This window comes from Streptomyces sp. HSS9-12, from assembly GCF_054963655.1.
Window position 1 is genome coordinate 1 of sequence record NZ_JBUEGC010000090.1, and the last position, 10808, is coordinate 10808.

Genomic DNA, 10808 nt, shown 5'->3' on the forward strand with positions numbered 1-10808 from the left:
TGGATATCCGCATGAAGCGGCAGGAGATCCTCAGCCGCCCCAAGCCACCGCATCTGTGGGCCATCCTCGACGAGTCGGTGATCCGCCGTGTAGTGGGCTCACGCGAGGTGATGCGGGAACAGCTCGGCCGGCTGCTGGAGGCCAACGAGTCCCCGAACGTCACGCTGCAAGTCCTGCCGTTCGCCAAGGGGGCCCACTCCGCCGCGATGGGTAGCTTCGTGATCCTCGGCGGGGCGGAGCCCACCCTCGATGTCGTCTACGTCGACATTCACGTCGGCTCCCTTTTCATGGAGAAGGTAGAGGAACTGGAGCGATACCGGCTTGCGTTCGACTACCTTCGCGCACAAGCGTTGGACATGGAGGACTCCTCCGCCTTGATCGAACGCGTCCGCAAGGAGATGTGATGCACGCAGGATCCCCGGCCATACCGAGCGACGCCTGGTTCAAGTCCTCGCACAGCGGGGCCGGCAACACCGAGTGCGTTGAGGCCGCCTTCCTGGCGGACGGCACCGCCGTGCGGGACTCCAAGGACCCCGGCGGTCCCGTCCTGCTCTTCCCCCGCGAGGCGTGGGCCGCGTTCGTCGCGGCCGTGCGGGACCGGGAGATATGACCGCCATCCCTGGGTCGTACGACCCAGGGATGGCGGTTAGGGTCAAAGTCCCTGATGTCCCTCGATGTGGAGGTTGTCGCGATGGCTGGGCGGATTCCGAGTTCTCTGGTGGCCGCCAGTGGGCTCGTCGGTGGGTACGGCGTAGCGCGGTGGACCAAGAAGCGGCCGCTCGGTGGGGTCGCGCTCGCCGCGGCCGGGACCGTCGCCGCACGGGACTGGCAGCAGAAGGCCGGCCGCCGGACGGCGGCTGCGCTGAGCGGGCTGTACGTCGCCGCGTTCGCCGGGTCGCACCCGCTGGCGAAGAAGATCGGCGCCTGGCCGTCCGTCTTCACCGTGGCGGGTGCCGTTGCGCTCGCGTCCTGGGCCGCCGCCGACCGACGCGCGCGTAGTTGGACCGCGCCGGCCTGAAGCGAGAGCCGCAGCGGCGGCCAGCTCCGTCACGCCGGGACGACCCGGATATCCGGCAGCTGCGCGCCCATTCTCCCTGCCAGTGCGCGCCGGATTGCCAAGATCAGGGGCGCCGGGTCCTCCCGGATCATCACCGGCGTCGCCGACAGGACCTGCACCCCGTGCGACTCCAAGACGTTGCGGCGCGCCATCGTGGCCTGCCAGGCCTCACGCGCGAAGTGGTGCTCGACCGAGTCGATCTCCAATGCCAGGGCCGCACACGGCCAGTACGCATCGGGCCGGGCCAGAAACTCACCGGCTGGGGTGTAGAGGGACGGGTTCCACAGCGGATCCGGTAGGCCGGCTGCTCGTACGGTGTCCCGCGCCTGGCCCTCGGCGATCGAGCGGACGCCCGCTACCAGTTCCTCGGCAGCCGCCCGGACCACGGGCCGACGCAGCAGCCGGCCGGCGCGCAGCTCGTCCAGCAACTGATCGGGGCGGCACCGGCCCGCCTGCACGACGCTCGCGAGCACGGCCCGTGTCACCTCGCCGTCCGCCGTACGGGCTGCACAGTCCGCGGCGGCGCGTGCCGGGCGGACGGCCGGGATGCCGTCGACACGAGCCGTCCGCGGCCAGCGGCGCGTACGCGTCACTCGCACGTAGTCCGCGTTCGGAAGCCCGCGCCCCGCGCCGACCAGGACGTCCACCATGCCGCCACGCTCATGCTCGAGCGCGGTCCGTACCCGGTAGAGCGCCAGGGCCGACCGGCCCGTGACCACAGCCGTCGTTCCCGACAGCGGATCGGCCGTGCCGTCCGCGGCGTACAGAACAGCGGCCAACGTCCGCTGGTGCGGATCGGGTAAGCCCGTCTGCATCAAGTACACCCGCGGCAGAAGGCGTTGCCATGGACCGCCCGGTGCGCAGCGTCGGTTGACACTGCTCCTGTGCAGCCCTACGGCCGCAAGTTGTCGTGTCGTGGCCAGGTTGCGCTGCCGGCGAGCGAGGCGGGCGAGGGCGGAGAGATCCGCATTGGTTGGTGTCGGCATACGGGCCCACTGCCCTGGGGCGGCTGCATACCAGCAACTCGTGGGCGATCCTCATCATTTCGTGTGTCATCCGGCGCCTGCAACGCAACCCCTCACACACAAAGCCCGCGCCCCCGGACCACGTCCTCGGACGCTCCCCCGGCCCCGAGGGCCCCACTCCCCTACACCCCCAGCCCCTGCGTCACCGTGTAGATCAGCAGGCCCGCCAGAGCGCCCACCACCGTGCCGTTGATCCGGATGAACTGGAGGTCGCGGCCGATGTGGGCCTCGATCTTGCGGGAGGTGTGCTCCGCGTCCCAGCTCGCCACCGTGTCCGTGATCAGCGACGTGATCTCGTCCCGGTACGTCGTGACCACGTGCACCGCCGCGTCCTCCAGCCAGCCGTCCACCTTCCCCCGCAGCCGCTCGTCCGACGCCACCCGCGCCCCCAGCGACAGCAGCCCCGCCCGCACCCGGATGCGCAGCTCGCTGCGCTCGTCCTCCGCCGCGGCCACCACCATCTTCCGCACCGCGCCCCACGCCGACGCGATCGTCTCCTGCACCTCGCCCCGCCCCAGCACCTCCGTCTTCAGCCGCTCCACGCGCGCCCGCGTATCCGGATCCGACCGCAGGTCCTCGGCGAAGTCCGTCAGGAAGCGGTCGATCGCCCCGCGCGCCGGGTGGTCCGGTTCGTCCCGCATCTCGCGCATGAAGCGCAGCAGCTCCTTGTGAACCCGCTCGGCGACCTTGCGGTCCACGAACCGCGGGGTCCAGCCGGGCGCGCCGCCCGTGACCCCCCTCGTCACCGTGCTGTACGAGCCAGTCGTGGGCCCGTACGCACACCAGGTCGACGATCCGGCGGTGACCGCCGTCCGCGACGATCTTCTCCAGCATCGTGCCGAGGCCCGGCGCGATCTCCTGGGCGTCCGCGCGCCGCGTAATCGCCTCACCGACGACCGCCTGGACGTCGGAGTCCCGCATCACCCGCAGGGCGCCCCGCAGGGCCGTGGCGAGCTCGGCCGTCACCCGGTCGGCGTTGCCCGGCTCGGCCAGCCAGGTACCCAGCCGGCTGCTGATGCCCACCGCCCGCAGCCGCATCCGTACCACCTGGGATGAGAGAAAGTTCTCACCGACGAAATCCCCCAGGGTGCGGCCCAGTGTGTCCTTCTTCGTCGGGATGATCGCCGTGTGCGGGATGGGCAGGCCCATCGGCCGGCGGAACAGCGCCGTCACCGCGAACCAGTCCGCCAGTGCGCCGACCATGCCGGCCTCCGCCGCGGCCGCCACATAGCCGCTCCAGGGCCCGGCCCCGGCGGACTGCCCCGCCTTGGCCAGCCAGTACACCAGGGCCACTGCCAGCAGCAGCCCGGTCGCGAACGTCTTCATCCGCCGTACGCCGCGCCGCTTCTCCTCGTCCAGGGCGCTGTAGGCGACGAAAGCGCCGTGGGGCACTCCGGATGGGGAGGCGTCCGGGTGGGCAGCCTTCACCCGACCGGCCGTACCAGCTTCGTCCGTCTTCGTCCGATCCATCCGCTCCACCCGTTCCAGCATCTTCCCCTGTGCATTGTCCATTACGGACTCCGGGAACGATCGGCGAGTTCCTGGCGTCTGTTACACCGGTACGGACCGAGCTCTGAGGGAATCCGGCCCCCGGCCGAGCGGAGTCCGGATCATGCGATCATGATGGGCCCGTCAGGCCGCGCCACGGATGCCGCCGCCGACCGGACGTCACACCTGCCAACGGAACCGTGGGGGTTCCCTTGCCCGAGGAGACACAGAGCATGACCAAGCGACACGGTTATGCCCTGCTCGCCGCGCTCGCGGCAGTGGTGGTCCTCATCTCCGTCGTGATATTCGTCGGACTCGGCGGCAGGGACGGTGCTCTCCCCGCCACCCCGGGCGAGCCGCGCAACTCAGCCGCCCCCGCCTCCGCCGGGCACTGGGTCGGCACCTGGTCCACCTCGCCGACCGCCGCCGAGCCGTTCACCCCCGATGGCTATGCGGGCAGGTCCATACGCAATGTCGTCCACACCAGCATCGGCGGCACCAGCGCCCGAATACATCTGTCCAACCTCTTCGGAACGCGCCCGCTGACCATCAGCCACGCATCGCTGGCCGTCGCCGCCTCCCCCAGCAACCCCACGGCCGCGCCGGGTACCATGCGCCGGCTGACCTTCGCGGGCAACCCGTATGTGACGATCCCCATCGGCCAGTCGGTCGTCAGCGACCCGGCCCGCGTGAACATTCCGGCTGCCGCCGATCTGCTGGTCACCACCTACTCACCGACCCCCTCGGGCCCGGTCACCTACCACCCGCACGCCCGCCAGATCTCCTACCTGGCGCGCGGCGACCGCGCCGAGGACCCGACCGGAACCGCCTACACCGAGCAGAGCCCGTCCTGGCGCTACCTCAGCGCCGTCGACGTACTGACCCAGGACTCCGGCGGCGCGGTCGTCGTCCTCGGCGACTCGCTCACCGACGGCATCACCTCCACCGCCGGCGCCAACCGCCGGTGGACCGACTACCTGGCCGAGCGGCTGCGCACCGAGCCCGGCGCACCCCGCTACGGCGTACTCAACGAGGGCATCAGCGGCAACCGCGTCCTCAACGACGGCGGACGCTTCCCGCCGAACAACCCCAGCGCGCTCAACCGCCTGGACCGCGACGTCCTGTCCCGTACGGGCGTGCAGGCCGTCGTCGTCGTTCTCGGCGTCAACGACATACTGCGGTACCCGCACGTCACCGACCCCGACAAGATCGCCGACGGGCTGCGGCAGCTGGTGCAGCGGTCCCACGCGCGCGGGCTGCGCGTCATCGGCGCCACCCTGATGCCCTTCGGCGGCCACCGCGGCTTCTCGCCCCAGCTCAACGCCGTACGGGAACAGGTCAACGCCGAGATACGGTCCGGCCGGGTGTTCGACGAGGTCGTGGACTTCGACCAGGCCCTGCGCGACCCGGCGCATCCCTGGCGGCTGCTGCCCCGCTACGACTCCGGTGACCATCTGCACCCGAGCGACCAGGGGTACCGCGCGATGGCCTACGCCCTCAACCTGGAGCACCTGAAGGGCTCGGCCCCGGCACGGCTCTGACCAGCGGACCAGGCTCACTCCCATGATCCCGACCCCCGCGGACCTCCAGCTCCGCACCGGGACCTACGCAGCCGGCCCTGTTCGCACCGCCCGAACGCTCTTACAGCACTGAACGGTCCGCGTACATCTTCGCGATCACATCCTCGATGGCCGGCTCCCGCACCGACAGATCCACCAGCGGATACTCGGCGGCCAGCGCCGCCACCAACGGCGCCGCGCTCCCCGTCGCCGGAAACGCCAGCCACTGCCGCGGCCCCTCCACCCGTACGGTCCGCGCCCCCGGAACCCCCCGGATCGGCGGCAGCTCCCGCTCCAGGTCGACCACCAGCATCCGCTCGCTCTCACCTACGGCGTGCAGCCCGTCCAGCCCGCCGTCGTACATCAGCCGCCCGTGGTCGATGACCATCACCCGCTTGCACAGCTGCTCGATATCGGTCAGGTCATGGGTCGTCAGCAGGATCGTCGTGCCGCGCTCGGCATTGATCTCCCGCAGGAACTCCCGCACCTTCGCCTTGCTCACCACATCCAGCCCGATCGTCGGCTCATCCAGATACAGCACCTCGGGGTCGTGCAGCAGCGCCGCCGCGATGTCACCACGCATCCGCTGGCCCAGCGACAGCTGCCGTACGGGCACCTGCAGCAGACCGCCCAGGTCCAGCAGCTCCACACAGCGCTCCAGATTGGCGCGGTAGCGGCCTTGCGGAATCCGGTACATCCGCTGCACCAGGGCGTACGAATCGCGCAGCGGCAGATCCCACCACAGCGTCGTACGCTGCCCGAACACCACCCCGATCCGGCGCGCCAGCCGCGTCCGCTCCCGCGCCGGGTCGATGCCCGCCACCCGCAGCCGGCCGCCGCTCGGCACCAGAATCCCCGTCAGCATCTTGATGGTCGTGGACTTCCCGGCGCCGTTCGGGCCGATGTAGCCGACCATCTCGCCCCGCGGCACCGAGAAGGTCAGGCCGTCCACCGCCCGCACCTCGCGCTTCTCACGGCGCAGCAGACCCGCCCGCCGCCGTACCTCGAAGACCTTCTCCACCCCGTCGAGTTCGATGAATCCGTCCATCGGCCTCAGCTCCCTGTGCTCCGATACGACCGCAGCCCCGTACGCCACGCCGCCCCCGCCAGCGCGCAGCACACCACCGCCACCAGCGGCGGCGTGAAATCCACCCATCCCGGCAGCCCCAGCGGATCCTCGCGGCTCAGGATCCGCAGTCCCGGCAGCCAGTTGACGAAAGCGATCGGCACCACGAACGTCACCCCCCGGAGCAGGTCCTTGGCGAACAGCGTCGGCGGGTACTGCAGCAGGGTCACGCCGCCATAGGTGAAGGAGTTCTGCACCTCCGACGCGTCCTGCGCCCAGAACTGGAAGGCCGCCCCGGCCACGAACACCGATGCGAAGATCGCCCCGCCGCTCAACAGCATCATCGGCAGCATCAGCACCTTCATCGGCGTCCAGTCCACCTCCAGCCGCGTCAGCGCCCAGCCCAGCACCAGCAGCCCCTGGCTGATCCGGCCCAGCCGCCGCAGCGCGAAGCGGTCGGCCGCGACCTGCGCCAGCACCGGTACGGGCCGTACGAGGAGCGTGTCCAGGGTGCCGTCCCGTACCCGCCGGCCCAGCCGGTCCATGCTGCCGAACGTCAGATCGGCCAGCCCGAAGGCCAGTCCGGCCGTCCCGTACAGGAACGCCACCTCCGGCAGCGTGAACCCGCCCAGCGTGGTGACGTGCGAGAACATCAGCAGGATCGCGATGAAGTCGAGCCCGGTCGCCGTGAAGTTGCCCAGAGCCGTCATCGCGAACGACGCCCGGTACGTCATCGTCGAACGCATCCACATCGCGACGATCAGGCCGTACGCCCGCAGCCCCGCCACCAGCGGCCGCGCCTCACCCACCCTGGACCACCACCTTCCGGGTGGCCACCGACTGCAGCACCCGCCCGGCCGCCAGCAGCACCACCGCCCACCCCGCCTGAAACGCGAACGCCTCCACCAGGCCCGCGCCCGTGTACTTGCCCAGATACACATCCGCCGGCACCTGCAGCAGCGACGACCAGGGCAGCGCCTGCGCCAACTCGCCCAGCCGGCCCGGGAAGACCGTCAGCGGCAGCAGCATCCCGGAGAAGAACATGCAGCTCAGACCCGCGATCTGACTGACACCGCTGCCGTCCATCAGCCAGAAGGCGGTCAGCACCACCAGATACCGGATGGCGAAACTGACCACCACACCAAGAATCACCGACAGCAGAAAAGCCGCCCACCTCAGCGGATCCGCGGGCAGTACGAGGTCGAAGACCACAGCGGCCAGCAGCATCGGCACGATGCCGCGTCCCAGCAGATGGAAGGCCGCCCGCCCCAAGTCCGCGGCCAGCCACCACAACTGCGGATCCGCCGGCCGGTACAGGTCGATCGCCACATCCCCCGTACGGATCCGCTCGATCAGCTCGTCCTGGAAGCCACCGCCCAACATGGCCATGGTCATCAGCAGCGCCTGACCCAGCCACACATACGTCAGCGCCTGCGCCAGGTCATAGCCGCCCAGGTGTGGCTTCTGCTCCCACAGCGCGCTGTAGGTGTAGGTGAGGATGAAGCCGAAGACGGTGTTGGTGAACACCCCCGCCGCCGTTGCCACCCGGTACGTCGCATGGCGCCGGAAACCGCTCACCGCCACGGCCGCGTACAGCCGCATGCCAACCCTCACCCGCCCGCACCCGCTCCGACTCGGAGCGCAGGAGCCTAATCCGGGCACATGACCAGCCGCCACCGGATTCGGGCTATCCGGATCGCCCCGTACCGAAGCGGTCATGCCTACGGGTGACGGGCGGCGGCCATTCGGCCTGTCACGAAGGCGTCACAGAAGCGCGCCAACCACCGTGGACGGGACGCATGATGCAACAGTTTCTTACGGGGCGTACAACGCGAATTCCCCACACATCAACCGTCACCGGGGCACAACCCTCGGCGGCGGCCGAGGAGTCCCTACAGATATGAGTGACGATCGGTACGACACCGACGAGAGCACAGGCCGCCCCCGGCGAACCGGACCGCGCCGCCTCCTCCCCACCTGGCGGACCGTGCTCGGCGGCACACTGCTGCTCATGGTGCTCCTCGTCGGCGCCTTCGTCGCCGGATATCTGCTGGTGCGCATCCCGCCCGCCAACGCCGCCGCCGTCAAGCAGAGCAACGTCTACCTCTACGCCGACGGCTCCACCCTCGCCCGCGACGGCGAGGTCAACCGCGAGAACGTCCCCCTCACCCAGGTCCCCAAAGCCGTCCAGCACGCCGTACTCTCCGCCGAAGACCGCGGCTTCTACTCCGAATCCGCGGTCGACCCCCAAGCCATGATCCGCGGCGGCTGGAACACCCTCACCGGCAAGGGCAAACAGTCCGGCTCCACCATCACCCAGCAGTACGTCAAGAACTACTACCTCGGCCAGGAACAGACCGTCCGGCGCAAGGTGAAGGAGTTCTTCATCGCGATCAAACTCGACCGCGAACAGAGCAAGGACGAGATCCTCACCGGCTATCTGAACACCAGTTACTTCGGCCGCAACGCCTACGGCATCCAGGCCGCCGCCCACGCCTACTACAACAAGGACGCCAAGAAACTCACCACCGCCGAAGGCGCCTACCTCGCGGCACTCCTCAACGCTCCCAGTGCGTACGACATCGGCGCCCACCCCGAGAACAAGGACAGGGCCGTCTCCCGCTGGAACTACGTCCTCGACGGCATGGTCAAAGAAGGCTGGCTCTCCCCCTCCGAACGCGCCGGCATGGGCTTCCCCGTCCCCGGCAAGATCAAGACACCGACCGGAATGTCCGGCCAGCGCGGCTACCTCGTCGAAGCCGTCAACACCTACCTCACCAGCAACAACATCATCGACGAGAAAACCCTCCAGGCCGGCGGCTACCGCATCACCACCACACTCCAGAAGAAGAAACAGCAGGCCCTCGCCGGCGCTGTCCACCAGCAGCTGATGAGCAGGCTCAGCGACTCACGCACCGTCGACCGCTACGTCCGCGCCGGCGGCGCCTCCATCGACCCCGCCACCGGCGAAGTCGTCGCCATGTACGGCGGCATCGACTACACCAAGCAGTACGTCAACAACGCCACCCGCCGCGACTACCAGGTCGGCTCCACTTTCAAGCCCTTCGTCCTCACCACGGCACTCGAGACCGGCGCCACCACCCAGGACGGCCGGAAGATCACCCCGCACACCATCTACGACGGCAGCAACAAGCACATGGTCGAGTCGGACATCGGCCCCACCGGCTACGCCCCCGCCAACGAGGACGACGCCGACTACGGCCCGATCACCGTCACCACGGCCACCGACAAGTCCGTCAACGCCGTCTACGCCCAGATGGCCGAGGACGTCGGGCCCGACAGGATCAAGGAGACCGCGGTCGCCCTCGGCGTTCCCCAGGACGCCCCCGGCCTCCAGGAAGCCCGGCAGTCCATCGCCCTCGGCGTCGTCGGCGCCAGCGTCCTGGACATGACCGAGGCCTACGCGACCCTCGCCAACCACGGCAAGCGCGGCACGTACGCACTCGTCGGGAAGATCACCAAGAACGGCGAGTCCGTCAGCCTCCCCCAGCAGAACCACAAGCAGGTCGTCGAGCGCGAAGCCGCCGACACGACTACCTTCGTCCTGCGCAGCGTGGTGCGGAAGGGCACCGCCACCGCCGCCCGCTCCGCACACCGCCCCGCCGCCGGCAAGACCGGCACCGCGGAGGAGGACAAGGCCGCCTGGTTCGCCGGCTACACCCCCGACCTGGCCACGGTCGTCGCCGTGATGGGACAGGACCCCGACACCGGCGAGCAGATGCCGCTCTACGGCGCCACGGGGCTGGCGCGCCTCAACGGCGGCGGCTACCCCGCACAGATCTGGGCCCAGTACACCCGCGCCGCCCTCGCCGGCAGCCCCGCCAAGAAGTTCCACCTGGACTTGGCGGAGGGCGCCAAGCTGCCGCCCCCGCCCGTAGAGCCGGAGTCTTCGGAGCCGCCCACGCCCGGCACACCGTCCGACCAGCCGCCGAGCAGCGTGCCCCCGCCGACGTCCGGGCCGCCGGCGTCCGGGCCACCCACCACGCCTCCCACGCAGGTGCCGCCCCAGCCGACACAGGTGCCGAGCTCACCGATCACCACCCAGAACGAGCAGGACGTCATCGCACGCCGCTGGGGACTTCCGTGACCGCGGGAGCCTGAGGCGTCCCGAGCCAGGACTGAGGGTGGTGACCGATGGTCACCACCCTCTGTTCGGTATTGGCTACGCGTGCGCGGTCACAGGTACAGCCCGGTCGCGTCCTGCGAGCCCTCCAGCCGCTCGGCCGCGACCGCGTGCAGATCCCGCTCACGCATCAGGACGTACGCGACACCGCGCACCTCCACCTCGGCCCGGTCCTCCGGGTCGAACAGCACCCGGTCGCCCGGCTCCACCGTCCGGACGTTCTGCCCGACAGCCACCACCTCGGCCCAGGCCAGCCGACGGCCGACGGCCGCGGTCGCGGGAATGACGATGCCGCCGCTCGAGCGGCGTTCGCCCTCCGGGATGTCGGTGCGGACCAGTACCCGGTCGTGCAGCATGCGGATGGGCAGCTTGTCATGGGTAGCGTTCGTGCTCACGCAACGACCGTACCTGGCCAGCCGGGGAACCGAGGCCACGGGTGGCAGATCAGCGCAGCACGGTGATCGACCCG

General features: G+C 70.0%; 10 protein-coding genes and 1 pseudogene. 5 read left to right on the forward strand and 6 right to left on the reverse strand.

Annotated features, from left to right (window positions below; all coding sequences use genetic code 11):
• The 3 genes from ACY34J_RS28320 to ACY34J_RS28330 form a co-directional block, all read left to right on the forward strand.
• The coding region (locus ACY34J_RS28320) for a DUF5753 domain-containing protein (RefSeq protein ID WP_462729501.1) at positions 1–404 on the forward strand (404 nt) is incomplete at its 5' end.
• Positions 404–610 carry a DUF397 domain-containing protein gene (locus ACY34J_RS28325; RefSeq protein ID WP_462729500.1) on the forward strand — a complete coding sequence of 69 codons (207 nt, stop codon included), beginning with the start codon at positions 404–406 and terminating at the stop codon, positions 608–610. The genes ACY34J_RS28320 and ACY34J_RS28325, both read left to right, overlap by 1 nt.
• Positions 611–691: 81 nt before the next feature.
• Positions 692–1018 (forward strand): hypothetical protein, encoded by a 327-nt coding sequence (locus ACY34J_RS28330; protein ID WP_462729499.1) that lies wholly within the window; start codon positions 692–694, stop codon positions 1016–1018.
• A 29-nt stretch (positions 1019–1047) separates the two neighbouring features.
• Here the strand turns inward: ACY34J_RS28330 and ACY34J_RS28335 are convergent, their stop codons facing one another.
• Positions 1048–1836 (reverse strand): hypothetical protein, encoded by a 789-nt coding sequence (locus ACY34J_RS28335; RefSeq protein WP_462729498.1) that lies wholly within the window; start codon positions 1834–1836, stop codon positions 1048–1050.
• 368 nt (positions 1837–2204) lie between these two features.
• Positions 2205–3552: pseudogene (locus ACY34J_RS28340) on the reverse strand (DUF445 domain-containing protein).
• A 251-nt stretch (positions 3553–3803) separates the two neighbouring features.
• On the opposite strand from ACY34J_RS28340, the gene ACY34J_RS28345 reads away from it, so the two are divergent.
• Positions 3804–5111, forward strand: a complete 1308-nt coding sequence (locus tag ACY34J_RS28345; protein WP_462729497.1) for an SGNH/GDSL hydrolase family protein — start codon at positions 3804–3806, stop codon at positions 5109–5111.
• Positions 5112–5211: 100 nt separating this feature from the next.
• Here the strand turns inward: ACY34J_RS28345 and ACY34J_RS28350 are convergent, their stop codons facing one another.
• Genes ACY34J_RS28350 through ACY34J_RS28360 form a run of 3 tightly spaced genes read right to left on the reverse strand, consistent with a single transcriptional unit; the run spans position 5212 to position 7797 of the window.
• Positions 5212–6177, reverse strand: a complete 966-nt coding sequence (locus ACY34J_RS28350) for an ABC transporter ATP-binding protein (RefSeq protein ID WP_462729496.1) — start codon at positions 6175–6177, stop codon at positions 5212–5214.
• Between the two features lie 5 nt (positions 6178–6182).
• On the reverse strand, positions 6183–6947 hold the full coding sequence (locus ACY34J_RS28355) for an ABC transporter permease (protein WP_462729503.1): 765 nt from the start codon (positions 6945–6947) through the stop codon (positions 6183–6185).
• A 49-nt stretch (positions 6948–6996) separates the two neighbouring features.
• Complete coding sequence (locus tag ACY34J_RS28360; protein ID WP_462729495.1) at positions 6997–7797, reverse strand: ABC transporter permease; 801 nt, start codon at positions 7795–7797, stop codon at positions 6997–6999.
• A gap of 298 nt (positions 7798–8095) precedes the next feature.
• On the opposite strand from ACY34J_RS28360, the gene ACY34J_RS28365 reads away from it, so the two are divergent.
• On the forward strand, positions 8096–10303 hold the full coding sequence (locus ACY34J_RS28365) for a transglycosylase domain-containing protein (protein ID WP_462729494.1): 2208 nt from the start codon (positions 8096–8098) through the stop codon (positions 10301–10303).
• 89 nt (positions 10304–10392) lie between these two features.
• Here the strand turns inward: ACY34J_RS28365 and ACY34J_RS28370 are convergent, their stop codons facing one another.
• Positions 10393–10695 carry a GroES family chaperonin gene (locus tag ACY34J_RS28370; protein ID WP_462729502.1) on the reverse strand — a complete coding sequence of 101 codons (303 nt, stop codon included), beginning with the start codon at positions 10693–10695 and terminating at the stop codon, positions 10393–10395.
• Between the last annotated feature and the right edge of the window lie 113 nt (positions 10696–10808).

Bases quoted from the DNA above. Each gene is read 5' to 3' on its own strand.
- ACY34J_RS28325 (WP_462729500.1), top strand. From the start codon at position 404: ATGCACGCAGGATCCCCGGCCATACCGAGCGACGCCTGGTTCAAGTCC.
- ACY34J_RS28330 (WP_462729499.1), top strand. From the start codon at position 692: ATGGCTGGGCGGATTCCGAGTTCTCTGGTGGCCGCCAGTGGGCTCGTC.
- ACY34J_RS28365 (WP_462729494.1), top strand. From the start codon at position 8,096: ATGAGTGACGATCGGTACGACACCGACGAGAGCACAGGCCGCCCCCGG.
- ACY34J_RS28345 (WP_462729497.1), top strand. From the start codon at position 3,804: ATGACCAAGCGACACGGTTATGCCCTGCTCGCCGCGCTCGCGGCAGTG.
- ACY34J_RS28370 (WP_462729502.1), bottom strand. From the start codon at position 10,695: ATGCTGCACGACCGGGTACTGGTCCGCACCGACATCCCGGAGGGCGAA.
- ACY34J_RS28360 (WP_462729495.1), bottom strand. From the start codon at position 7,797: ATGCGGCTGTACGCGGCCGTGGCGGTGAGCGGTTTCCGGCGCCATGCG.
- ACY34J_RS28350 (WP_462729496.1), bottom strand. From the start codon at position 6,177: ATGGACGGATTCATCGAACTCGACGGGGTGGAGAAGGTCTTCGAGGTA.
- ACY34J_RS28355 (WP_462729503.1), bottom strand. From the start codon at position 6,947: ATGTGGATGCGTTCGACGATGACGTACCGGGCGTCGTTCGCGATGACG.